We start from the raw sequence: 22235 nt of genomic DNA, 5'->3' as shown, positions 1-22235 counted from the left end.
TTTTAAAATGATTATTTACCACCATCCCACCAAACTCTTGTATCCTGAGTATCGCCGCCCATGCGTGTAACTGCCGCGCTAACGTTTGCGCCGTTGGTATTGTACTCTGAAGTAGCATACACAAACCTCCTTACAATTTGCTTTGATGCGTTTGTAGCATCAGGAGCAGGCGTAAGTACTGGGTATCCACTTTTCCTCCAGATATCCCAGGCCATATGGCCGTCAGGGTAACTTGCCACCCAACGCTGAGTTGAAATTAGCTGAATGTTAGGTGTGCCTAAGCCTTGTGCGAAAGTTTTACCCGCAGCAGATGTTAGCCCCCACTGTACGAACGATTCACCTATACCATTTTGGAAATCGATGGCTACTGTTTCAGATGTTGTTGGAGTGATCCAGCCCAGGTTTACAGCTTCGGCCCTTGCCAGCCACACCTCTGCAGCTGTGATCAGGGTTACTGATCCGTTTTCAAGCCTGAAGTCGCCGCGTAAAACACGTGCCCATTTTGGGTTAGCGTCGGTAAAAGAGGTCACCGCTAAACGCGCTAAGCCGTATGGAACGCCAATATTTGATGTCGTAACGTTACCCGCCTGCTCACTCTCGCCGCCAAAAGCTGCCTGGCGCGGATCGCTGGTGCTCGCGGTATAATCGGTAAGGGTTTTTGATTCGGCAAAGTCCTTACGTCCGTTATACAGGTTCCACCATGCGCTTTTGTAATTACCTCCAGGATATTGAAGTTTGAAGTTTTGATCGGTAGTAGTTATTACTCCTCCATTAGCTGGGGTAATAGCTTCGTTGGTTGCCGCAGATGCGATGGAAGAAGAAGCGGTTACCTTTGACATTTGAATTGCAACAAGCAATTTAAGGGAGTTTGCCATTCTTTTCCATGATGCCACATCACCACCATAAATGATGTCACCGCTTATTGGCGATGAATCAAACGAATTTATAGCCGTAGTCAGCGTGGTAAGTATGCCCTTATAAATGGTTTCCTGGGAATCATATTTAGGCAATATGTTAGCCGCCCCTTTGAGTGCGTCGCTGTAAGGAACATCGCCCCACGAATCCGTTACTATCCAGAAAATATATTGCTGCAGTATTTTAGCCACATTAACCATGTTTTTACTTGGGTTTTGGTTAATGATAAGCTGCAGGTTATTAAGATTACCTGCATAATTGCCTGTAAACCCGTTTTGAGGCAGGTTGTACAATGAAGTACCTGAATACTGCGTTTCAGTAAAATATTGAGCATACTGGCCACCGCTTATTGCCTCGGTACCGGTTGATGCATAACCACCCAAATTTGCCTCAACGTTTGATAGCAAGGCCGAAGGGATAGGCGTTACTGTTGCTGCAGGATTGTTGTTTACGTCGCCAAAATCCTTTAGCTTATTGCAGCCCGCGCCCAAAAAGGTGAACGCGCCTGCTAATGTATATAGATATATCTTTTTCATTTTTTCTTAGTCTAATAATCCTTGTTCGCTTAGAATGTTACTTTTAGGTTGAAACCAAAACCCCTCGTACCTGGGTATTGGGCAGTTTCACCTTCTGTCGCGGTGATCTCTGACGGATCGAAATCCTTAGATTTAGCGTATATCAACAATAAGTTACGGCCGGTTAAATCAATCCTTGCCGATTGGAATACATTTCCTAAACCCCATCTTTTAATCGGCAGGTTGTAACCTACAGCAACCTCGCGAAGTTTGATGAAAGTCAAGTCGTAGATGTAGGGATCGTAAGTTTTATTGTTTGTTAAACCCTGATAGTATGATTTTGCGTCGACGTAATAGGTCACGGCTTTATTGTCGGCATCAACACCGGTAACTTTAACACCGCCACCATCAGCAACAGGGTCGCGTACCGACATGCCTTTATCGTTAAGTGCCGCCGTATTAGCCGTTAAACCGCTATATTGACCCCAACGGTTTGATAATGAAGCGAATTTGCCACCAAACTGATAGTCGATATTTGCGCTCAACACAAACTCTTTAAATAAAGTGAATGTATTTTGTATACCACCGGTATATTTAGGCAACGCACTGCCGAAATATACGTTAGGGTCATTGATGTAAGCGCCGGATGAAGTAAGAATTGGGACCCCGGCAGCATTGCGTTTGATACCGTTACCGTAAATTTGGCCCCACCATTTGCCTTTTTGATTGATCAGGTAAGGCATGTCTGTACCCCATACACCTGCAACCTGCACACGGTCAACACCGTATTTATTGCTGATCTCTACTACTGTATTATCCAATAACTGTGCAAAGTTGGCATTAATTGTCCAGCTAAAGTTTGGTAACCGGATAGGGGTACCGCTTGCAGTTATCTCCAAACCTCTCCGTTTGATCAAACCTACGTTGGTCAGGATAGATGATACACCACTGGCAGCGTTAACCGCTAAGCCCAATGGAAGGTCTTTGTCATCTGCAGCCCAGTAAGTAGCGCCAAAAGTTAAACGGTCGTTAAAGAAACCTAAGTCTAAACCAATCTCTTTTGAAGTAGTGGTTGTGCCATGTAAGGCAGGGTCAACAAATTGGGTTGGGCCACCTTGCAATAAGGCGCCATTCCATTTATTTGGAGCGATACCGTATAGTGTATTGTTCCTGTATGCGCCAAATGTTTCAGTTGAGTTACCTAAGGCTAATGGTACCTGGCCCCATGATCCCCTTACTTTACCATAGTTTAACCAGTCTTTAAATTCAGGCAATACCTCGCTGAATACGAATGACCCACCAAATGATTTTGACAACACTGAGTTAGCGTTGTTTATAGTAGAGATGGTTGAAAACCAGTCGTTACGTAAAGTCGCATCAGCATATACAATCCTTTTGTAATTGGCAGAAGCTTTTGCAAATACCGCTCGGTATTGCTCCTGGATCCTGGTATTGCTGGCACTGATCGGATCGACAGAGTTTGCTAATGTATACAAATCCGGAACGCTTAAACCATTGTTGGTGTTTGCACCGTTGTCTTTGTAACTCCAGTTGTAAAAATCGCTACCGGCATTAACATTCAGGTGGAAATCTTTGATCTGCTTATCATAGTTAAGCAAGGTTTCGTAGTTTTCGCGGTTTGAGTATGATGTTGAAGTGCCATAACCTGCTTTTTGACCTGTTTGAGTGCCGCTTGCCTGTATTTCAGACGAAATTTTGCCTTCGTTCCAGGTGTTGGTTTGATTGCGGCGGTAGGTAACCTTGAAGCTTAAATCATTATTGATCTTGTACTGTAAGTATATGTTTCCGTACAAACGGTCGCGGGTGTTAAGGTTTTGCCATTGTTTTTGCCATAAATAAGGGTTGTACCAATAGTTACCCGCATAAAACGAGCCCGGGTTTGATGGATCGTATGAGTTAGGGTTTTGGTGGTTCCAGCTTACATAGGTGCCGTCAGGTGATTTTAGATCCTGTAATTCTTTCATGATACCCATGTCCAAATCACGGTGGAACCATGAGTTGAACGAGCCACTTGAAGCGCTTGCGTAAGCATCACTGATCTGGCCATGAAGTTGTGTACCCGAAAAGTTAATACTTGCACCTGCTGTGAGGTGTTTGTTAAGATCGTAGTTGGCGTTTAAGGTGAAGTTGTTTTTGTTTAGCCAGGTTTCAGGCACTATACCTGTAGTGTGCTGGTTATTGTATGACATCCTGATGTTGTAATCATCAGCTGCTTTAGTAAATGCCACACTGTTATTTAAAGAAACACCGGTGCGGAAGAAATCCTTTGCGTTATCGGGCTGTGGGGTCCATTTGGCAGTTTTGAAAGAGTATTTGGTACCAGCAGCCCATGCATACCATGGAATATATTCCTGGCCAACCATTTTAGGGCCCCAACTACTGTCGTCGGTATAATCCGGGTAATATTTGCCATCTAAAGCTTTCCATCCTTCAGGATCGCCGTCTTTCCAATGGTATTGAATGAAATCTGCAGAAGCACCGCCACCATAACTGTTTTGGTAGTTAGGCAGAATATAAGCCTTGTCGAAATTGGCACCAAGGTTTAATTCAACACCAACGCCCTTTGTTTTTTTACCCTTTTTAGTTGAGATAACGATAGCGCCATAAGCTCCCTGTGAACCGAACTGAGCAGATGCTGCAGGACCATTCAAAATACTAATGTTGTCGATGTCGTCATTGCTCAAATCGTCGGCGTTTGGCATTATTGTACCGTCAACAACATATAAAGGGTTGTTACCGCTACCAAAGCCTGTAGCACCACGAAGCCTGATGTTGGTATTGCGGCCCAAAGCTGCAGCCGACTGGCTACGTACCTGAACACCTGCAACCTTACCTGCCAATGCGTTGTTAACGTTAGGCTGGCGGATAGTGTTCAATGCATCTGACTTTACTACCTGTGCTGCATATGAAGCCGATCGTGATGACTGTTTGGTGCCATAAGCACCAGTAATTACCACTTCTGATAGTTTATTAGCGCTGCTTGTTAGTTTAACATCTAATGGTGTCGAAGTGATTTCAACTGTTTGAGATGTAAAGCCAATAAAGCTAAAGCCTAAAGATTTTGCAGAGGCAGGAACAGATAAAGAAAATTTACCATCTGCATTTGTTTGCGTACCGAGCGTGGTACCTACAACTCTTACGGACACGCCTGGCAGCGGTAGTCCATCGTCTTTTGAAGTTACCCGGCCGGTAACCGTTTTGTTTTGTGCATGTACCACACTAAAAAATAGCATGAACAAACACCAGCTTGCGAGTAGGAGTTTTTTCATTGTTAAAAAATCAGTTTTAGTTAATATCCAAAACTACAATTTTTGTAATAAAATGAAAAAAAAGTTAAAATTTTTTTAAAGTTTTTTATATATATTAAAATATTTATAAAAAAATTGATAAAACGTTAATGCAAAATAAGTGAAATGTGGTTTTTTTTGAATTCTTCATATGAAATTCATATAAAATTTATATGAATTTTAATTTTCAGGGCGGTTGGTACGATGTTTATGGAAAATGACATGAAATATTACTTTATAAAGCCAGTATTAATGAGATATGTAAGTAATAATTGAAAAAGCGTGTTCTTTTTTAAATTAAAAAACTAAATATACGTTTGAGAAAAACGTTTTAGTTTACTTTTTTAAAAATAATAATATTTTTTGTAAAAAGAAAGTGACAAATGACTGAATATTAAAAAATTAATGGGTGAAAGCTTTTGCTTGTAATACCCGAATTGCTTTTATAAATATTTAATTAATTGATTGTTAGGTTTTTAATTATTTGTATTCTGTATATATTATTATTTTTTGTCAGATTCTGTTTTTAAATAAAATGTTTTAAAAGGAATTTAATTGTCAAACTGTAATAGCAAGGTATTTTGATTGCAGCCATTTTTTGTGGTTTAATAAAAATGGGGGGCGGCACTTAGCACTTCAATGCAGCTTAATTACTTCATTAATTGCCAGATAGCAAATATCCGCCGCCATGAAGTTGTCATCTGCCGATTATGCAACCTTAAAGGATTGTTTGTAATAGTTGCAGGCAGGAGCAAAGAAGCTTAAATTGCATTGTGAGCAAAAGGCGTTTGCGACATCTGTATCTTTTTCAGTATTTGATTGAATAGTTGGGTTAGACTTTGGTTGTAATACTTTTGTCCTGTTAAAATTTGAGGGATAGACGCGCCTGGCTGTTGATGATGTCGCTAATGAACCTGTTTGAGCTCCATATTCACTAACAAGTAATTGAGGGGATATCCGCGAAATAGAGTGGGAGGCTTGGTTGTATTTAAGTAACCGGTAATCTCTTCGGTCTGGAAGTTTGCTCTGAGGTCTTGGTAAAACTATCCCGTTGTCATAAGATTTATCCTGTAATAATGCGATTATACAAATCAGCATTATTATAAATGTGCTAATAAAGTATTCCATCACTTTTTTCTGTTAATAGATTTCGGTATATATTGGGTGCAGTAACCGGGTAAGCATAATTCATATAAATAAGATGTGCGATGGCTTTTCATTTTTTTAAGTTTGTTTCGGTAGAACAATTTTATGAACAGAGGCTGGGATGCACAATACAAATCAGTTGGTATTTTATGAAATAAAGATAAAATATAGATTTACAGTGAATTTATTATATGGAAAGCACCGTGGAAAAACTATCAGTAATAATAGCAGATGACCATACTTTATTTATAAACGGCTTACACATGTTGTTGCAGGGAGAGCCAGATATAGAGGTAATGAGCGTTGCAGCAAACGGTAAGGAATTATTACATTTGTTACACACCCAAACACCCAACCTCATATTACTTGATATCAATATGCCGGGTATGAACGGGTTCGACGTACTTAAGCGCATAAAGGATTACTATCCTAAAGTTAAGGTAATCATGCTTTCTACATATAATGAGGAGCACCTCATTGAAAAAGCAAAGGCTGAAGGAGCCAGCGGCTACTTGTTCAAAAATGTCGGGAAGGCTGAACTATTACAGGTAATGCGCTCCGTAGCGCAAGGGCATCTGTGTTTTCCCTGCAAACAGCCGGTTGTTAATTCCATGCCTAATGAACCGGATCCTTTTTTAAAGCAGTTCCAGCTTACTAAGCGGGAAACTGAACTTTTACAATTTATAAAACAGAATTTTACCAACCAGCAAATGGCCGATCATCTTCACTTAAGTATTTATACTGTTGAAACACACCGTAAAAATATTATGCAAAAGCTTAATCTGAAAAATCCGGTTGAGCTTAACCGGTTTATAATGCAATATAACTTATAAAGGTTTATTGGTGAGTGGGATATAAATAGAAACAAGTGTCCCCCTGTTAGGATGCGAATCAAATTCAACCCTGCCTTTTAAAAAATTTATCCGCGACATTAGATTGTTTAAGCCCATGCCTTTAAAAATATCAGGATTGGTTGCGTCAAAGCCTATGCCATTATCTTCAATAGTGAGGCTGATGTTTTCATCGCTTCTTATAAGTGAAATGTCAACCCTGTCGGCATGAGCGTGCTTCATTACATTGTTTACACTTTCCTGTAATACCCGGTATAAAATGATCTCGATGGTATCGTCAAACGGCGAATCAAACCCCTGGCAAAAAAGTTTATTGCAATATTATTGTTCTTGATATTCTCAATAAATTGTTTAATTACTTGTGCTAACCCTGTTTTATGAAGTGCCCAAGGCATCATATTATGTGATATCGTTCTTACCTCTTTAAATCCATAGTCAACAAGGTTAATTGCTTTTTCAAAACGGGTTCTTTGCTCTTCATTTATGAAAGGTAATTCACTGCCTATAACTGACAGGTTTATTTTTGCCGCCGATATTATTTGGCTCACACTATCATGTAAATCCCTGGCAATTCTTTGTCTTTCACTTTCCTCAGCCGCAATTATAGCCTGCATTGCCATATTGCGCTGTTTTAGCTTGTTTTGTTTATAATAAAAAAAGCCTGTAAAGAACATTAAAAGTATAAAAACACAGATACCCGCCATCCAGTAATTACGCTTTGTTATTTCAAATTGCTGTTGCAGTACCTGATCTTCACGTTGTTTTATTTCGTATTTTGCCTGTAGTTCATCAATGGTGCTGTTGCCTGAGGTTTTAATTGCTGCATGCTTTTTTAAGTAAATCAGCGATTGCTTATAGTCGCCCAATTGCTCATACAAATCAGCTATTTCATTTGTGGCGCTTCTTTGCATATCTGCATAATTTATTTGTGTGGCAAACTGAAGGCTGTTTTTTAATGCATCGAGAGATTGTAGATATAACCGTTTGTTTTTATACAATACGCCAAGGTTAAAATAGTTAATTGAAAGCGCAAGGGTATCATTTAATGATTTTTTGACATCGATGGTTTTTAAAATTTCCTGTTCTGAGTCGTTTGGTTTAATACTTCCCATAACATCCCCCATAAATTTATGGCTGTATGCTTCAGAGGTGTTTTCATTTGTTTGCCGGGCAAGGTTTAAAGAGTCTTTTATGTCGAAAGCCTGCCTGGAGTAATTTAAGGCCTCCCGGTAATTGTTTTTTGCCTCATATAACGTCGCAGCCAGGTTTAAGGCTTCTGTCAATTCTGTACGGTCACCGGTTTTTGGGGCATATGAAATTGCCAGCATGCAAAATTCAAGCGCTTTTTTATGATTTTTTAATTTTACATACGCTTTCGCTAACCTGTTGTAACCATCGGTTAAAATGTACTGTTGATTTATTTTGTTGAGTGCAACGGCGGCAATGTTGTAATAATATGATGCGGAATCATATTGATTAGTTTGGAAATAAGCTTCTCCTAAAGTTTGCGATAGTAAAGTAATTGCTTTTTTATTGTTTAGCTTATGTGCAAGGTTCAGTCCTTCTTTTGCAACAATGATGGTTTTGGTCGGATTTGTTTCAGCCGCATAGTTGGCAATCTGAGTAGCGGCGGTTAAGCGTTTTTGTGTGGGTGATTTGCTGAAAACAACCTTTTTTAAACTATCAATATTTTGACCGCAACACGGAATTACAGCCAAAATAAGCAGAAAAAACAAAGGGTATTTCATATCCGGGTTTTTGGTCCCGGTTAAAGATAGTAATTTGATATTTATCAGCAAAAGTCGTTGGGCCTGGGGTTGTTACCGGTTAATGTGTTTTTAAAATCTGGATATGAATATTATTAAAGCAGATAATACGGCTAACACGAAAAACACAATTTGCCGTTGCCTGGCACTGATAATGTTGGGTATTTTGCCTGTTCCCTGCAATTTTTCGAGCTTAAATTTATACATAGCTGATAATCCCATAAAAGTTAGGGAAACAAAGCCCGCGAGGTAATTTAAAGTACTTTCCATGGTTTTTTAATTTAGATGAAACGCGATGAATTAATTTGTTCAAAACCATTTATGGCTTTGTTTTATATTATTTCACCATCGTGCTTGACAGTACAATTTTATAGAGAGGCCGAAATTCACACAATACAAAGCAGTTGGTATTTTGGAGTAACACCATAAAGCTTATTTTTACAGATGAAATATTGGAGGTAAGTATATCATGTAGAAACACTATTTAGTATTATACAGATAGCATATATTGGAAAGCCGTGTGCCGTAATCGATAAAAAGGACTAACTTTAATAATGATTTTGCAATATAATTCTAACCTATACCTAAAATCATTATTGCTCATTAACAATCAATAAAAATTAAATTAATAAGCTATTATTCACCAAATAAAACTGACTGATTGTATTGAAAGCAATCGCTTTCTGCATAAAGATAATTAAATGGAAATGTCATACATCGTCCAAAAAAGGAGAGAAACCGGCGACTCAACAGCCTAATACCATGCTTTATTTGGTTATTAGTTGCCTGGGGGGCTTAAGTAATACTATGGCCCAGAGCCGCAATAATCAGTCGGACTGGAACGTGCCGCCGCCATTAACCCCAGGTACAATTACCAAAGGAAACACCCATGGCAGTGGTTCGGCGGGTAAGCCGATTATACTTACGCTTACGGATATCCCGGTAATTGCTCAGCCCTTTGTTTCAGCAACTCAAATGCCTGTGCTGGCTGCAGTTGGCTCAACGCCGCCTGTGGTTGATGCACCCGACCAACCCGATGTTAATGGTGCAACTGCGGGGTTACCTGAAATTCCATCACCTGAAGCGCCAGAAGCTCCGCATTTGCCAAAGCAAACAATGCAGGACCTGCAGTTTTCAGCTGTTATAGACCTCCCTTTGCCAGAATCGCCGGAATTGCCGCCAGCGCCTGTTGAGCCAACCGTATCAGGCCAGGTGAATATTATAAAAGGCCCCATTCCGATAATGCCCGATATAACAAGTACGGTACCGCTTTTACAGCCTTCCGAAAATTTTACACCCTGGTCTATCCCGGAAATTCCCGAAAGCGAGAGCTTTAAAATGATATCGCCTGGGGGAACGAAGGATGATAAGTTAAAAGGCAAACCCCAATCAAACAGGAAAAAACACTAACTGTGACATAATGTCAAATTATTAAAGGCATTATAACAAGAATACTAAAATGAAAAGTACCCCAATTGAGTTAAAATATATATTTGTTATAATATTAGCTTTTGCGAGCGGTGTTACCTATGCCCAGGGCAGATTTAAACAGGGAGATGAGTTTCAAAGGCAGGTAAATACAAAGTCAAATTGTGTTTTACAGCGCGGCAGCCAAACTTTGCGTGTTGGTTCGGTTTCAATAGTTGTTAAAACCTACAAGGTAACCGATGCTTCTGAAAGGGGGCCTCTTTTACTATTACTACTGATAAGCTTATCGATACCATAAATGCAATGAACCAGGACCTGGTATATAACTCAGGTAAACCTGCCGACCCAAATTCTGTTATCCAGGTTGGTTTGCAGAAGATGTTCCATAATCAATCGATAGTTTCAGTAAACAACAAAGGCGAGATCCTGAATTTAAAACGCCCGGCTGTTGCCAATGATACACTGTTATCTTTTGCCGGCATCCAGCCCGAACGGCTGTCGCCAGGGACTACAATACAGTTAATGGTTGATTTTCCGGTTGGCATCACACTTAAAAAGGGCTATTCATGGAAGGTTACTACTTCATCGGCCGAAACCAACTATACAGTTTATGCTATAAGCAGCACAACTACTGTTGTTACTTATAAAACTTCGGTTTTAGGCGGTAGCTTAAATAGCCGGATAAACGGATCAATACTCATAGATAACAACACCGGGGTTATTTTAAAACGCTATTCGCAAAGCGTTTCTACTGGCTATGAAATGGTAAATGGAATAGTTTACACCGCCACCCGCCGTACTGCAGTTACGGAGATCTGTAATAAAAAATAGACTTTTTATCTCCTTTGATTTATTTAAAAAGCGCCGCTGTAAATTTGTAGCGCATTGAAAAAGTCATCTCGTGGCAGGGGATAAAAAAGGAGCAGAAATTATGAGCCGGGTTTTTGAAAATAATGTTATCGCCTTTAAAGTATTAATATTTAGTTGTTTTTTAACCCGATCTGGTGGTTGCCATAATCGGTTAGGTATTCATTACTGATGAAAAAATCGAGACTGAAAATGGTACGGTAATCACCCGTATTATTGGGGTTTTGCACTTCTGTTAGGTTTCCCGTGCTTGATGTTGTATAAGTATAAACAAAGCCCTTGTTGGTAGTTATGGTTACGGTCGAATTTGCGGGAAGGCTGCCTACTGAATTGGTTGCCAGCCTGTCTTCAATTACAGTAGTTGATGGGGTTCCGGTATCAAACAAAATCTGTCCGGAGATGGTCTTTCCACTGTAAGTAATAGTTGCGGGGATATTAGGCGAGTATCCGCCGCTGTTTGAATAAGAAAGCGGGTGCATAATGAATCCAGTTGATGAAAGATCGCTGTTGCTTAAGCCGATAGTTAACAGATTGCTTACATAAGTTCCACTGGTAGAAAATAAGCTTTTATTTAACGTGGCCAGCTTAAATCCGCTTGTAAGACCTGTGCCGGTGCTAAAGGATCTTAACGGGCTTTGAATCAGGCTGGTTACATAACTTGTGCCGGGGCCAACACCAAAAACATCGCTGGCATGGGCCGATAATTGCGCACCAGTTTCATCAACTATTTTGTAGTATAAAAAAAATGGCACCCTTTTTAACGTAAGGTTGCCCTGAGCGTCGCCGATGGTGATATTAGCGTAGGCTAAATTGCCGTATTCTTTCGTAGAGCTTAACTGGTCGCCAAAGCTTATCGTGCCCTTGGTATTAGTAACCGTAATGCCGTTCACAACCACCGAATCCCCGGTAAACTGGATGCCTGACGAGGTGATCATTGATGCAGGCAGGATACCTGCGGCATCAAGTGTCATCCCTGATGAACCTGTATCAAACACGGTATAATAAGTCACTGCTTTTGTGCCTACCAGCGTAATGGGTAAAAAGATCCGTTTGTTTACCCCGCTGGCGTATTCATATAAACCAAGCGTAACAGGACTAACTTGTGTTTGAGGCGCTACGGTTTTATCTTTTTTACAGGAAAAAAGGCAACCGTTATTAATAAACAACCAATAATTTTGGAAGTAAAAAGTAAATGTTTTGCAGTCATATATGTCTGTATATAAACCCGGTTGGTAATAATTACGATAAAAGTGCCGTTTTAGTTGAGCTTAAAATTAAGATAACAATTTGATATACCGGGTTAATGAATCGATAAAACGGGGTGTTGAACCGATTAATTATCCGGACATATAAACGGACGGAGAACACTGCTATTGTGTAAGTTAAAGCAAATGATTGGTTTCTTTGATAATATCCATTACAAAAGTGCTTTTTGAGTGGCCAATACCCTTTACTTCGCTTAGCTTATTTACAAAAAACGAATGGTAACTATCCATACTTTCAGAGACAATTTTGAGCATAAAATCAAAATCGCCCGATATGTTATAGCATTCTATCACTTCGTCAAATTCCAGTACAGCGTTAATAAAATCGGCACCTGCTTTGCGGCTATGTTCGCGCAGGGTTACCATGCAAATCACCATGATACGTTTGTTCAGCATCCGCTTATCTAAAATGGCGGTATAGCTTTTAATAACCCCCGCTTTTTCGAGGCGTTTAATGCGTTCATGTGCGGGCGTAGGGCTTAGGTTGATTTTAACGGCAATTTCCCGCACGGTAAGCTTGGCATTCCGTTCAACCAGCCGTAATATTTCGTAATCTTTTTCATCAAGATGGATGCCGGCTTTTTCTTGTTCTGTTTGTGGGGCCATAACGGTGTGTTAATTGGGCGTTTGTTCTTTTTTAGTGCTTGAATTTTTAATTATGTTCCAAAATTATAATAAATAATATTGTTAATTTCTATTAGCATAGTTTTGAAAGGACAAAAATCAAAATTATGGCACTAAAAAAGAACAAGGTCCTGATCATATCCTCTATGGCCATATTTGTCGAAGCGCTTGACATCGCCATCATTAACCTCACCATTCCGGCAATACAAAAGCAGTTTGTGGTCACTAACGACCAGGTTCAATGGCTTCAAACGCTCTATGTGCTATTGTACGGCGGTTTCCTGATTATAGGAGGAAAGCTGTCTGATGTTGCCGGACCAAAGAAGGTCTTTATTACCGGTGCGGTATTATTCCTGGCAACTTCATTAGGTGCCGGCTTATCAGGTACTTTTGTGTTTCTTAGTTTATCGAGAGCCGTACAAGGCTTGGCTGCAGCGTTGATCATGCCATCGGCACTTTCCATCGTAACGCATACTTTTACCGAAGAACGTGAGCGGAGCAAGGCTATCGGAATCTTTAGCTCATTCGCGGCGGTTGGTTCAGGAAGCGGCCTTTCCATCGGCGGAATCATCAGCACTTACTTAGGCTGGCATTGGGTGTTTTTGATTAATGTGCCAATACTGGTTTTTATTATTGTTATAGGCTGGCTGTGCCTGGCTAATGACGCTCCTGAACAAAGGCAGTCGTCTCCCGATCTGTTTTCGGGCATTTTATTGGTGATGGGTTTGCTGATGCTTAGTTACGGTGTACACCAGCTTGCGGATATCAAACAACAATATACTTTTATTATAATTTGTGCCATAGGCGTGGTTGTTTGCATGAGGCTGTTATATGTTCGTTTAACCCGATGTGCAAATCCGCTGATAGATCTTTCGGTTTTTAAAGCATCATCAGTTATTACCGCAAATGGCGTATTCATTTTATTAGGCGCGTTTTTTACCGGTTACCTTTTCATTATATCTCAATTATTGCAAAAAGATATGCATTACACCGCAGCACGGTCGGGCTTGTTACTGGTACCTTTTAGTTTTTTATCAGCTATTGTGGCTAAGTTTATGCTACCCGGCATCATGAAACGGTTAACAACCGAACAAACAGGATTGTTGGGTATGTGTTGTATGTTAACCGGGGGACTGGTTTTAATTTGCGCGGTATTTACAGGTTACTCTCTCCCTTTACTGCTGTTATCTGCTGCTTTTATATCCGGTTTAGGTATGACCATCTGTTTTACAAGTTTGTCTGTTCTTGCTGTAAAAAACATCCCCAAACAACACTACGGGTTGGCATCAAGCCTGGGTACTACCGCTTACTTTTTAGGTGCCGGAGTAGGTTTATCTATACTCACACTTTTTATGCAAAAAAGCGATGAAGGCGCTTCCGTGAGCACTTTATCGCTTGTTATACTTAGTATGTATGCTTTAATCGGTTTGCTGTGGCTCATTATTTACGTTGTAAATTCGGTAGCCAGGAACATGCAGGTATCATTAAACGAATCACAAAGGCTGCCCGACGTTTTTTAACTGGTGAATGTGCTTCTGAGTATGATAGCAAATAAGATAGAGCCATTCTAACCGGGTAAGTTCACCAAAAAAGGAACTACCAGGTCAGTACTAATGGCATAAAGATCTTTGGAGTTAATTACTTCTTTAACCTGGATGATAACTGTTTGTAATAATTCGATAAGCTCAGATTTATTGTGCGGCCCATCTGATGGCAATATGTTTGATGCTGATTTGAATTTAGCCTCAAAATCAAGAAACAGGTCTTTTATCATTTTGACTTTTTCGGCCGGATCTCTTTTTGCTGCTTTGTCTGCACTGTTAAGTACCGGAACAAGTTGTAAAGCTGATTTAAAAACATGCTCCGCTATCTGTCCGGCTGTCCATCCGCCGTGGGGTGGTACAATATTAATTTGTTGCTCATTGAATAAAGCAATGGTTGATAAAGGTTGCTGGCAGTATCCTCAAATACTGCCAGTAAGTTAATGCGTGCATCGGTTTGGAGGGTGGTGGTTATTTGATTTTCCATGATGTTTTGAAAATGATTTATACAAATCTCCATGCAAAATCAAAATTTACACCTTGTCGTTTGTGCCATAATTGGGGTGGTTTTGCGCCATTGCGTGTGCAGGCATTTATCTTTTCTTTTCACCCAATGAAAACCAATTACCCGAGTCGTCTTTGAATAAAGCTTCAAAGCCGTAAAACTCTTTGGTGGGGGCTTTAGTAAACTCAACACCTTTCGCTTTTAACTCTTAGTAAGTAGCTATAAGGTCGTTGCATTCAAAAACTCCGAACCCAAAGGTACCGCGCTGTACCAATTCGCGCATTTGATGTGCCGACTGTGCGTCGAACATCATTCCCTCCGTTACAGCCATGAGTGATATTTCCAATTCGGGCTGTCCGGGAGCACACACAGTGAGCCAGCGCATTCCCGGCCCCATGGCAGCATCTGTATTTACGGTAAAGCCTAATTTGTTTACATAAAAATCATAAGCGCTGTCCTGGTCAAGTACAAATACGCTTACATGGTTTAATTTGGTTATCATGTTAATGTTGTTTGATAAACCAAAAGTCGTTATCAAAAAAGAACCGGGCTTATTGAAAATTGCGATTTCGCAGCCATTCTTTTTTCCGGGCAAAGCAACCGGGTATAAATTTGAGAGGCGATTGCTGCATCTCCGCTTGCCGTTTAAGTTCTGTTTGCTGGTAGTTGGCAGGAGAACAGGAGGTGATCTTTTTAAATAAAGCAAAAAATGAAGTAACACTGCCAAAACCTACAGCATAACAAACATCGGCAACGGGAAGGCCTTTTTTTAATTGCAGCCGGGCGTTTTCAACCCGCACCTGGATGAGGTACTGATGCGGTGTTTTACCATAGATGTTCTTAAACAACCTGATGAAATGATATTTGGAAAAATACGCTTCGTCGGCAATATCGTTCAGGTCGATCGGTTCATGATAGTTTTATCAATGAACAACTTAGCCTGTACAAGCCTGCGGTAAAGGTATATTTTGGGTAATTGATCGGTCATTTCAGGTATAAATATCGGCTTTTATTATTTGAAAACGCGCTACCTGTTAAAACCGAACAATTGAACATGTTCGTTCTTTCTCTCCATGATAAGATCATGGAGAATTTCGGCAGCAATTACGCTAAAAGTGATACCATTACCTCCAAAGCCAAGCGCAAAATAAGTGTCCGGTCTTTCGGGGATGCAGCCAATATAAGGCAAGCCATCTTTAGTGATTGCAAAAGCTCCGGCCCAGCTAAAATCAGCTTTTAATGGGATGTGCGGCATTTTTTTGAGAAAAGCCTGCTGTAGCATATCCGCCTTTCGTTTAATAACAGAAGGAGGTATATGCGGATGATGAAACTGGTCATCGCGGCCTCCAATCAGGATTCGGTTTTCGCCCACGGCCCTAAAATACATGTAGGGTACGGCAGTTTCCCAAATCAAACTGTTCTTATACCAGAAACGTACATCGGGTAAAGGCTCAGAAACCAGTGCGTAAGTTGAGTTTATTTCGGCTATTTTTTTAGGAATGTATTTTAAACTTTCGTAACCGCATGCAATAATCAGCTTTTTAGCTTTGATAACTGAGCCGTTGGCGGTTTGCAGCGTTATGCCTTGTTTATGATGCTCAATGGTTTTAATATCGGTATTGCTGTATATTTTATGACCGGCTTTGCCAAAATTTGTAAGTAAAGCATGGGTAAGCAAGTATGCGTCAACCTCACCGCCATCTGTGGAGAAAATAGCCCCGGAAGCTTTAAACCCAAATTTCTGTTCAATTTCATCAGCTTCGAGCCATTGTACCTCAAAGCCATGTTTTTTACGGAAGTTATATTCCTGATTTAGTGAATTTGTATGTGTTTTGAAGCTGGCATACTGCAAACTTGGCCTCAAGCTAAAATCAAAGCCAGGTTTAAGCGATTTACATAAATCAGCAATGTCATAAATAGCTTTGCGGCAAAGTTGATAGCTTGTTACGGCATTTGCTTCGCCAACCAGATCTTTTAAAGATGTAAGGGGCGTATCAATTTCATATTGCAGGAACGCAGTGCTGGCCGCGGTACTGCCCATACCAACGTGGCGCTTATCAAAAACAGCTATACTTAAACCCGAGTTGCGGAGCTGCCAGGCTGTTAAAGCGGCGCTGATGCCGGCTCCAATAATGGCCACATCCAGCTTCAAATCTTTTTGAAGAGAAGGGTAGGAGGCAACTATGCCATCTTTTATTAGCCAGTAAGGCTGTTGTTCATATAAATTCATGGATTTGAACTGCTATAGCATAACAACATGCAATCCTTTTTTAAGTTTTTTGGAGAGAAATCAAGTGTAATAGCAAGATTGTTCGATATTGTGAGAAACCATAAAGAATTTAATTTAAGGCAATATTTTGTTAATGAGCAGATTATAGGCAGGCTTGCAAAATCTTTCAAAAAAAATTTTGCAACTTAATTTAAAATCATACTTTTGCACACCCAATCAGGGAGACGGGATGTAGCGTAGCCCGGTATCGCGCCACATTTGGGATGTGGAGGCCGCAGGTTCGAATCCTGCCATCCCGACTAAAGCGATACTAAGTATCAAAACCCTCTAAATTGAATTTTAGAGGGTTTTCTTTTCTGATTGGTGGAATCATAATACCCGGCGAAAGCCAAAGCGGGATGTAGCGTAGCCCGGTATCGCGCCACATTTGGGATGTGGAGGCCGCAGGTTCGAATCCTGCCATCCCGACAAAAGCGATACCAAGTATCAAAACCCTCTAAATTGAAATTTTAGAGGGTTTTCTTTTTACAGATTCATGTTTATTTGCTTCCATGCTTGATCTTCTTTAATGGTGAGCAACCAGAGTCATTTCTTCGCTTACAAGCATATTTTGTCGCAATTCTCCCCTAAGTAGTCGTTTTTGCACGCTATCAAACCCTGAAATGAGTTCCATTTTTGTATTGATAATAAAATCAAACTTAAACGCCATGAAAAATTTACTCCATGTACTTGATGCTCTTAAATCAATACTGTTCATTGTAATTATGTTTGCAACATCACGATCAAACGGACAACAAATAAAGCCTTCCAACAGTGGCTATGCGCCTGTGAACGGTATCAAAGTTTATTATGAGGTATATGGCGAGGGTAAACCGCTCATTTTACTGCATGGCGCTTTTATGACAATTGACGGAAACTGGGCCGAATTGATCCCTGAACTATCAAAAAACAGGAAAGTAATTGCTATTGAATTACAGGGACACGGACATACACCGTTTTCGGATAGAAAGTTATCATATGCTACCTTAGCGCATGATGTAGAAGGAGTGATGGATTACCTGAAAATTGACAGTGCCGACGTAGCAGGATATAGTATGGGTGGCTCTGTGGCTTACAAGTTTGCTATACAAGCCCCTAAACGGTTAAAAAAATTAGTGATCATTTCTTCTACTTATAAAAGTAGCGGCTGGCTGCCTGAAATAACCAATGCATTTAAATCCTGGAAGCCCGAACTTTTTATGAATACTCTTATGAAAGCCGCATACGATGCAATAGCCCCAGATAAAACAAAATGGTCAAAGTTTATAGGGCAGATGATCGCTTTCGCGCGGGAGCCGTTCGACTTTGGTGATGTAAATATTTCGAAAATTTCTGCGCCGGCATTGATCATAGCAGGTGACAACGACGGGTTGGACAAATTTGAATTGGCAAAAACATATAAATTATTGGGAGGCGGCGTTTCTGCTGATTTAGCGCCAATGCCAAAATCGCAATTGGCCATTGTCCCTTCGCAAGGACATGTAAGCCTGATGATGCAGACAACAACACTGTTGACCTACTTAAGCAATTTTTTAAAGTAAGCTGATGCAAATGCATGCTAACAGAAAAACGTTATCAGAATTTAGCTTTTTGATCAGGCAGCTTCTCTAATAAGGATATTGGCTTCGCAAGTATTTGAAAGAGTAGGTCAAATGATCTTTTGAAGAAATGCTTTGAACTTCTTGTCGCTCAATCAACACTCTTTTCAATCAAATCTTCATTATAATTGTTGTTGCCTAAAAAGGAGGAAGCATGCCCTGGTATAACGGAGACTACCCGCCATCTTACAAAAATCAACCTCCCAAATTGCGGGAAAAGGCCGTAGAAATTGCTAATGAAATTTTGAAGGAAAGCGGGGATGAAGGCCTGGCCATAGCCACAGGTTTAAAAAAGGCACGGGAATATTTTAAAGATCATCCCGAAGAAGCTGATGCTGACAACGATTAAATTGTTCAGGAGGCTATTAAAACATCGCTGCGCTTTTGGGGGTTACTTTACCGATCCTTTTATCCCTGCGCGAAACAAGTTCGCAAAGCTGGATTGCCGAATTCTCAAAATCATCGTGGCTGTCACTAAGCAGGAGCCAGGCTGTATCAAAGCCCTCGTCTAATACAAAATCAGTGACGGCCGGTATTTCCCTTTTGAGGCTGGCATGATTTTCCCGCGTGGTAGAGATCCAAATACCGTTATGCTGCGGATTTTTACTAACCTTTCGGAAGATCAGCACAATCTTTTTTCGAAATAGATATAGAACATGCCTACCGCCGGCTTGATGATTATACCTGTCGGCAGGTAATCGAGCAGGAAGTCAAATGGCACGGGTTTTTTCATGGTTTTTCAACGAATGTGCAATATAGTATACCTGATGAAAATAGAGGGCTTTTCATTTGGTTTGGCAGACCGACGGTGAACGAACTCATGTCATAATATGCCGCTTAAATGTCACTAATGCACCTTGTCTGTCCATGAAAAACCAATTAGTTTTGAGGTAGTTAATAAGAAAAATCAGAACAGATTAGGGTCTTGAGTTCTTAGTCCGGATAAAGGCTGCAAGGTGAAGCCTTAACCGGCGGTGCTGCCTGTAAAAACAATTAACGCTTACAATTTTTTATTATATATCACCACTAAAATCATTTACCCATGTTACCCATCAAACCACACATCTGGTTCGACCAGGATAAAGCCCGGGAAGCTGCCGAGTTTTATGCAACCTTAATGCCCGATTCGGCTTTAAACTATGTTAATCATTTTCCAATGCCCGGCGGAGAGTGCGAAATAGTTGAATTTACCTTTGCCGGCCAGCCATTCCTGGGCATCAGCGCCGGGGATGGATTAAAGATCAGTCCCTCTATTTCTTTTATGATCAATTTTGATCCGTCGCGTGACTCGGATGCCGCAGGGCGTATTGACGAAGTTTGGAGCAAACTGTCAGAAAACGGAAAGATAATGATGCCGCTCGACCGCTATCCTTTCAGCGAGCGTTACGGTTGGGTAAGCGATAAATATGGCGTGTCATGGCAACTGATACTGACCAATCCGGCAGGTGAGGAAAGACCAGTGATTGTTCCGTCGCTGATGTATACGGACTTGGTGGCCGGTAAAGCTAATGAAGCCATCGACTTTTATTGTTCTGTATTTAAAGAAGGCAAACGGGGTATTACAGCCCCACGTCCAGAGGATATGGGGCCTGATAAAGCCGGCACGCTTATGTTTGCCGATTTTCATATCGACCAAACCTGGCTGGCAGCGATGGACAGCGCGCATCCGCACGGTTTTAGTTTTAACGATGCAGTGTCACTATTGATTCCTTGTGAAACGCAGGAAGAGATTGATTATTACTGGTCGGCGCTTTCAGCTGATGGCAAACCCGGCCAATGCGGTTGGCTGAAGGACAAATATGGCGTGTCCTGGCAGGTTGCATCAACAGTTATGTTAAAAACACTGAAAAACGGCAGCCCCGAACAAATTGCACGCATTACGCAGGCTTTTATGACGATGAAGAAAGTTGACGTCGCAGCCCTGCAGCGGGCTTCTGATGGCCTGTGACCGGTATCGGCGTGATGCTGCTATTAGCTGTTAACTTCCCGGACTTGGCATATTCCGCAGCATTAGGTTCCTATAGTTCAATTTTATTGCCTTCAGGATCCATCCAATGTACAAAGTTGCCATAACCGGCTTTCTCTACTGAATCGGTCGGCAGGATGCCGGCTGACTTAAGATTGGAATCATAAATCGGCGCATCTGCAGCTTCAGTACCGTATGCTTTTACTGTTGTTGTTTTCATAATCGTTTATTTTGAATATTGATCATCACTTACTTTCTCCAGCCAGGTAACCACCTCGCCGTTAACGGCTTCCTGAATGGCTATATGACTCAAAGCTTTACCCGGCGATGCACCATGCCAGTGTTTCTCGTTTGGTTCAAACCAAACTACATCACCCGGCCCTATATCTTCGATTGGCCCACCTTCGCGTTGTACCCGGCCGAGACCGGAAATAACAATAAGTGTTTGACCTGCCGGGTGGGTGTGCCAGGCTGTTCTGGCGCCGGGCTCAAAGGTGACCAACGCACCCGCGCCTTTGGTAGCTTCTTTTTGCAAACAGGGGATCTATACGCACGGCGCCGGTAAACCAGGCTTCCGGACCTTTTACTGATGCTTGCGCACCGTTTTTAATTATTTCCATAATAAATAGATTGAGAGAGTTTATATGGTTTTGACATCAGTGACATAACGATAGCGTGCTTTTTCAGCCATTGTATTTTCCTGGCTTCATTAACTTATTCTGCCTTAATAACCTGTATTTGTGAGTAAATGTTATTGTCTGTATAGGAATTAACTTTTTAAGTTTCCGATATGCCGCTGCACCGTTATTCTTTATGGTTCAATGGTTTTTAAAATTTTTGCAGGAATACCCCCGACAACAGTATTTGCCGGTACGTCCTTGATAACAACCGCACCAGCGGCAACAACTGCATTCTCTCCAATGGTTACACCCGGCAATATAGTGGCACCCGCGCCAACCCATGCGTTGCGCTTGATAACGATAGGTTTGCAAATCATACCCCGCCGGTTAACCGGGTCGAGTGGATGATTTTCAGTGATCAGGTTTACCTTAGGGCCGAGGAGCACGTGATCTTCCAGCGTAATACCGCCCATGTCAAGAAACGAGCAGGCATGATTAATAAACACATGCTTGCCAATACTAATGAAACGGCCAAAGTTGGTATGGAAGGGTGCGAACAAAGTGGTGCTTTTGTCTATTGTTGCGCCAATAATGTTGCTAAGCTGTTCGCGGAGCTGCTCAACGGTGGTAGCTGCATTGAGTGCAGGCGACAACGCCAGAGTGCGGGCCACCACATCATTTACCTTGTGAAATTCCGGGTCAGTAAGCGGAACAAATTCCCCTGCTTTCAACCGTTCGAAAATATCTTTCATAATAATGTTTTTATTTAACGCTATTGTATTCATTATCAGAAATATGTAGCCATATCGCAATGCCTTTTTCTATATTGAAATTGATTGCTATTTGCGTAAAGCTGTTTTGGAACGTAGTACCATGCCAGTGTAAGATGCCCGACAGAAATGGTGACCACATCACCTTTGTGTAGAAATTTTTGCGTCGTGGCACTTAGTGAAAACAGACTACCTGCACCTAAAATCATCAGCTGCAGTATGATGGAAGTTTTGTATCTGCCGATGTTTTTCATTTTGCAAAGTTAGTGCTGTTGCCAACT

At 41.1% G+C, this 22235-nt stretch carries 26 protein-coding genes, 2 tRNA genes and 1 pseudogene; 10 read left to right on the top strand and 19 right to left on the bottom strand.

The window, feature by feature from the left end:
* Positions 1 to 11: 11 nt before the first annotated feature.
* The 3 genes from ACRQ5D_RS29330 to ACRQ5D_RS29320 form a co-directional block, all read right to left on the bottom strand.
* On the bottom strand, positions 12 to 1451 hold the full coding sequence (locus ACRQ5D_RS29330) for a SusD/RagB family nutrient-binding outer membrane lipoprotein (RefSeq protein WP_091162463.1): 1440 nt from the start codon (positions 1449 to 1451) through the stop codon (positions 12 to 14).
* A gap of 29 nt (positions 1452 to 1480) precedes the next feature.
* Positions 1481 to 4720 carry a SusC/RagA family TonB-linked outer membrane protein gene (locus ACRQ5D_RS29325; protein WP_091162465.1) on the bottom strand — a complete coding sequence of 1080 codons (3240 nt, stop codon included), beginning with the start codon at positions 4718 to 4720 and terminating at the stop codon, positions 1481 to 1483.
* A gap of 726 nt (positions 4721 to 5446) precedes the next feature.
* The gene (locus tag ACRQ5D_RS29320; protein WP_143020670.1) at positions 5447 to 5866 is read right to left on the bottom strand and encodes a hypothetical protein; all 420 of its coding nucleotides are present in this window, start codon (positions 5864 to 5866) and stop codon (positions 5447 to 5449) included.
* A gap of 209 nt (positions 5867 to 6075) precedes the next feature.
* Between ACRQ5D_RS29320 and ACRQ5D_RS29315 the strand changes: the two genes are divergently transcribed.
* Positions 6076 to 6717: a response regulator transcription factor gene (locus tag ACRQ5D_RS29315; RefSeq protein ID WP_091162467.1), complete on the top strand. Its 642-nt coding sequence runs from the start codon at positions 6076 to 6078 to the stop codon at positions 6715 to 6717.
* Here the strand turns inward: ACRQ5D_RS29315 and ACRQ5D_RS29310 are convergent.
* From ACRQ5D_RS29310 to ACRQ5D_RS29295, 4 genes and pseudogenes are all read right to left on the bottom strand, one after another.
* Positions 6712 to 6957, bottom strand: a complete 246-nt coding sequence (locus ACRQ5D_RS29310; RefSeq protein WP_431198598.1) for a sensor histidine kinase — start codon at positions 6955 to 6957, stop codon at positions 6712 to 6714. The genes ACRQ5D_RS29315 and ACRQ5D_RS29310 overlap by 6 nt on opposite strands.
* Before the next feature lie 8 nt (positions 6958 to 6965).
* A complete protein-coding gene (locus ACRQ5D_RS29305) occupies positions 6966 to 7847 on the bottom strand; it encodes a sensor histidine kinase (RefSeq protein WP_432329902.1) in 882 nt (293 codons plus the stop codon).
* An 87-nt stretch (positions 7848 to 7934) separates the two neighbouring features.
* Positions 7935 to 8483 (bottom strand): annotated as a pseudogene (locus ACRQ5D_RS29300) (tetratricopeptide repeat protein); the annotation flags it as partial.
* A 90-nt stretch (positions 8484 to 8573) separates the two neighbouring features.
* The gene (locus ACRQ5D_RS29295; RefSeq protein WP_091162470.1) at positions 8574 to 8771 is read right to left on the bottom strand and encodes a hypothetical protein; all 198 of its coding nucleotides are present in this window, start codon (positions 8769 to 8771) and stop codon (positions 8574 to 8576) included.
* 537 nt (positions 8772 to 9308) lie between these two features.
* Here ACRQ5D_RS29295 and ACRQ5D_RS29290 point away from each other — a divergent pair.
* The 3 genes from ACRQ5D_RS29290 to ACRQ5D_RS29280 are packed head-to-tail and all read left to right on the top strand — an operon-like array spanning position 9309 to position 10760.
* Positions 9309 to 9911, top strand: a complete 603-nt coding sequence (locus ACRQ5D_RS29290) for a hypothetical protein (protein ID WP_091162472.1) — start codon at positions 9309 to 9311, stop codon at positions 9909 to 9911.
* A 49-nt stretch (positions 9912 to 9960) separates the two neighbouring features.
* Entirely contained in the window at positions 9961 to 10227 is a 267-nt protein-coding gene (locus tag ACRQ5D_RS29285; RefSeq protein ID WP_431198595.1) for a hypothetical protein, read from the top strand.
* Positions 10228 to 10232: 5 nt separating this feature from the next.
* A complete protein-coding gene (locus tag ACRQ5D_RS29280) occupies positions 10233 to 10760 on the top strand; it encodes a hypothetical protein (protein ID WP_431198594.1) in 528 nt (175 codons plus the stop codon).
* A 149-nt stretch (positions 10761 to 10909) separates the two neighbouring features.
* Here the strand turns inward: ACRQ5D_RS29280 and ACRQ5D_RS29275 are convergent, their stop codons facing one another.
* Positions 10910 to 11962, bottom strand: a complete 1053-nt coding sequence (locus ACRQ5D_RS29275) for a hypothetical protein (protein WP_432327475.1) — start codon at positions 11960 to 11962, stop codon at positions 10910 to 10912.
* 216 nt (positions 11963 to 12178) lie between these two features.
* Positions 12179 to 12667 carry an Lrp/AsnC family transcriptional regulator gene (locus ACRQ5D_RS29270; RefSeq protein ID WP_091162477.1) on the bottom strand — a complete coding sequence of 163 codons (489 nt, stop codon included), beginning with the start codon at positions 12665 to 12667 and terminating at the stop codon, positions 12179 to 12181.
* 125 nt (positions 12668 to 12792) lie between these two features.
* Here ACRQ5D_RS29270 and ACRQ5D_RS29265 point away from each other — a divergent pair, with 125 nt between their 5' ends.
* Complete coding sequence (locus tag ACRQ5D_RS29265) at positions 12793 to 14205, top strand: MFS transporter (protein WP_431198591.1); 1413 nt, start codon at positions 12793 to 12795, stop codon at positions 14203 to 14205.
* A 47-nt stretch (positions 14206 to 14252) separates the two neighbouring features.
* Here the strand turns inward: ACRQ5D_RS29265 and ACRQ5D_RS29260 are convergent, their stop codons facing one another.
* The 5 genes from ACRQ5D_RS29260 to ACRQ5D_RS29240 form a co-directional block, all read right to left on the bottom strand.
* On the bottom strand, positions 14253 to 14459 hold the full coding sequence (locus tag ACRQ5D_RS29260; protein ID WP_431198590.1) for a hypothetical protein: 207 nt from the start codon (positions 14457 to 14459) through the stop codon (positions 14253 to 14255).
* 92 nt (positions 14460 to 14551) lie between these two features.
* A complete protein-coding gene (locus ACRQ5D_RS29255; RefSeq protein ID WP_431198589.1) occupies positions 14552 to 14713 on the bottom strand; it encodes a hypothetical protein in 162 nt (53 codons plus the stop codon).
* A 226-nt stretch (positions 14714 to 14939) separates the two neighbouring features.
* Complete coding sequence (locus tag ACRQ5D_RS29250) at positions 14940 to 15233, bottom strand: VOC family protein (protein WP_256337314.1); 294 nt, start codon at positions 15231 to 15233, stop codon at positions 14940 to 14942.
* Between the two features lie 49 nt (positions 15234 to 15282).
* Complete coding sequence (locus ACRQ5D_RS29245; RefSeq protein WP_432327472.1) at positions 15283 to 15579, bottom strand: helix-turn-helix domain-containing protein; 297 nt, start codon at positions 15577 to 15579, stop codon at positions 15283 to 15285.
* A 179-nt stretch (positions 15580 to 15758) separates the two neighbouring features.
* Positions 15759 to 16961 carry an NAD(P)/FAD-dependent oxidoreductase gene (locus tag ACRQ5D_RS29240; protein WP_091162483.1) on the bottom strand — a complete coding sequence of 401 codons (1203 nt, stop codon included), beginning with the start codon at positions 16959 to 16961 and terminating at the stop codon, positions 15759 to 15761.
* Between the two features lie 225 nt (positions 16962 to 17186).
* Here ACRQ5D_RS29240 and ACRQ5D_RS29235 point away from each other — a divergent pair.
* The 4 genes from ACRQ5D_RS29235 to ACRQ5D_RS29220 all read left to right on the top strand — a co-directional run bounded on the left by ACRQ5D_RS29235 (position 17187) and on the right by ACRQ5D_RS29220 (position 18947).
* Positions 17187 to 17260, top strand: a tRNA-Pro gene (locus tag ACRQ5D_RS29235).
* Positions 17261 to 17355: 95 nt separating this feature from the next.
* Positions 17356 to 17429 (top strand) — tRNA-Pro (locus tag ACRQ5D_RS29230).
* Positions 17430 to 17668: 239 nt separating this feature from the next.
* On the top strand, positions 17669 to 18541 hold the full coding sequence (locus ACRQ5D_RS29225) for an alpha/beta fold hydrolase (RefSeq protein WP_091162485.1): 873 nt from the start codon (positions 17669 to 17671) through the stop codon (positions 18539 to 18541).
* 211 nt (positions 18542 to 18752) lie between these two features.
* Positions 18753 to 18947, top strand: coding sequence for a hypothetical protein (locus ACRQ5D_RS29220; RefSeq protein ID WP_091162486.1), 195 nt, complete (start codon positions 18753 to 18755; stop codon positions 18945 to 18947).
* Positions 18948 to 18963: 16 nt separating this feature from the next.
* Here ACRQ5D_RS29220 and ACRQ5D_RS29215 read toward each other — a convergent pair whose 3' ends face one another.
* Entirely contained in the window at positions 18964 to 19227 is a 264-nt protein-coding gene (locus ACRQ5D_RS29215; RefSeq protein ID WP_091162495.1) for a hypothetical protein, read from the bottom strand.
* Positions 19228 to 19640: 413 nt separating this feature from the next.
* Here ACRQ5D_RS29215 and ACRQ5D_RS29210 point away from each other — a divergent pair, with 413 nt between their 5' ends.
* Positions 19641 to 20546: a VOC family protein gene (locus tag ACRQ5D_RS29210; protein ID WP_431198587.1), complete on the top strand. Its 906-nt coding sequence runs from the start codon at positions 19641 to 19643 to the stop codon at positions 20544 to 20546.
* A gap of 70 nt (positions 20547 to 20616) precedes the next feature.
* Here the strand turns inward: ACRQ5D_RS29210 and ACRQ5D_RS29205 are convergent, their stop codons facing one another.
* From ACRQ5D_RS29205 to ACRQ5D_RS29190, 4 genes are all read right to left on the bottom strand, one after another.
* Positions 20617 to 20784, bottom strand: a complete 168-nt coding sequence (locus tag ACRQ5D_RS29205; RefSeq protein ID WP_176844334.1) for a hypothetical protein — start codon at positions 20782 to 20784, stop codon at positions 20617 to 20619.
* A gap of 6 nt (positions 20785 to 20790) precedes the next feature.
* The gene (locus ACRQ5D_RS29200) at positions 20791 to 21099 is read right to left on the bottom strand and encodes a (R)-mandelonitrile lyase (RefSeq protein ID WP_432327469.1); all 309 of its coding nucleotides are present in this window, start codon (positions 21097 to 21099) and stop codon (positions 20791 to 20793) included.
* A 276-nt stretch (positions 21100 to 21375) separates the two neighbouring features.
* Positions 21376 to 21936: a DapH/DapD/GlmU-related protein gene (locus tag ACRQ5D_RS29195; RefSeq protein ID WP_091162910.1), complete on the bottom strand. Its 561-nt coding sequence runs from the start codon at positions 21934 to 21936 to the stop codon at positions 21376 to 21378.
* Positions 21937 to 21971: 35 nt separating this feature from the next.
* On the bottom strand, positions 21972 to 22208 hold the full coding sequence (locus ACRQ5D_RS29190; RefSeq protein WP_432327467.1) for a hypothetical protein: 237 nt from the start codon (positions 22206 to 22208) through the stop codon (positions 21972 to 21974).
* Positions 22209 to 22235: the final 27 nt, after the last annotated feature.

Source organism: Mucilaginibacter sp. P25, assembly GCF_050859465.1.
Lineage (GTDB): Bacteria > Bacteroidota > Bacteroidia > Sphingobacteriales > Sphingobacteriaceae > Mucilaginibacter > Mucilaginibacter gossypii.
This window is presented reverse-complemented; position numbering and strand designations above follow the sequence as displayed.

Coding starts and splice junctions, on each gene's coding strand:
- ACRQ5D_RS29330 (WP_091162463.1), bottom strand. CDS start 1,451: ATGAAAAAGATATATCTATATACATTAGCAGGCGCGTTCACCTTTTTG.
- ACRQ5D_RS29325 (WP_091162465.1), bottom strand. CDS start 4,720: ATGAAAAAACTCCTACTCGCAAGCTGGTGTTTGTTCATGCTATTTTTT.
- ACRQ5D_RS29320 (WP_143020670.1), bottom strand. CDS start 5,866: ATGGAATACTTTATTAGCACATTTATAATAATGCTGATTTGTATAATC.
- ACRQ5D_RS29315 (WP_091162467.1), top strand. CDS start 6,076: ATGGAAAGCACCGTGGAAAAACTATCAGTAATAATAGCAGATGACCAT.
- ACRQ5D_RS29310 (WP_431198598.1), bottom strand. CDS start 6,957: ATGAAGCACGCTCATGCCGACAGGGTTGACATTTCACTTATAAGAAGC.
- ACRQ5D_RS29305 (WP_432329902.1), bottom strand. CDS start 7,847: ATGGGAAGTATTAAACCAAACGACTCAGAACAGGAAATTTTAAAAACC.
- ACRQ5D_RS29295 (WP_091162470.1), bottom strand. CDS start 8,771: ATGGAAAGTACTTTAAATTACCTCGCGGGCTTTGTTTCCCTAACTTTT.
- ACRQ5D_RS29290 (WP_091162472.1), top strand. CDS start 9,309: ATGGCCCAGAGCCGCAATAATCAGTCGGACTGGAACGTGCCGCCGCCA.
- ACRQ5D_RS29285 (WP_431198595.1), top strand. CDS start 9,961: ATGAAAAGTACCCCAATTGAGTTAAAATATATATTTGTTATAATATTA.
- ACRQ5D_RS29280 (WP_431198594.1), top strand. CDS start 10,233: ATGAACCAGGACCTGGTATATAACTCAGGTAAACCTGCCGACCCAAAT.
- ACRQ5D_RS29270 (WP_091162477.1), bottom strand. CDS start 12,667: ATGGCCCCACAAACAGAACAAGAAAAAGCCGGCATCCATCTTGATGAA.
- ACRQ5D_RS29265 (WP_431198591.1), top strand. CDS start 12,793: ATGGCACTAAAAAAGAACAAGGTCCTGATCATATCCTCTATGGCCATA.
- ACRQ5D_RS29260 (WP_431198590.1), bottom strand. CDS start 14,459: ATGATAAAAGACCTGTTTCTTGATTTTGAGGCTAAATTCAAATCAGCA.
- ACRQ5D_RS29255 (WP_431198589.1), bottom strand. CDS start 14,713: ATGGAAAATCAAATAACCACCACCCTCCAAACCGATGCACGCATTAAC.
- ACRQ5D_RS29250 (WP_256337314.1), bottom strand. CDS start 15,233: ATGATAACCAAATTAAACCATGTAAGCGTATTTGTACTTGACCAGGAC.
- ACRQ5D_RS29240 (WP_091162483.1), bottom strand. CDS start 16,961: ATGAATTTATATGAACAACAGCCTTACTGGCTAATAAAAGATGGCATA.
- ACRQ5D_RS29225 (WP_091162485.1), top strand. CDS start 17,669: ATGAAAAATTTACTCCATGTACTTGATGCTCTTAAATCAATACTGTTC.
- ACRQ5D_RS29220 (WP_091162486.1), top strand. CDS start 18,753: ATGCCCTGGTATAACGGAGACTACCCGCCATCTTACAAAAATCAACCT.
- ACRQ5D_RS29210 (WP_431198587.1), top strand. CDS start 19,641: ATGTTACCCATCAAACCACACATCTGGTTCGACCAGGATAAAGCCCGG.
- ACRQ5D_RS29205 (WP_176844334.1), bottom strand. CDS start 20,784: ATGAAAACAACAACAGTAAAAGCATACGGTACTGAAGCTGCAGATGCG.
- ACRQ5D_RS29195 (WP_091162910.1), bottom strand. CDS start 21,936: ATGAAAGATATTTTCGAACGGTTGAAAGCAGGGGAATTTGTTCCGCTT.
- ACRQ5D_RS29190 (WP_432327467.1), bottom strand. CDS start 22,208: ATGAAAAACATCGGCAGATACAAAACTTCCATCATACTGCAGCTGATG.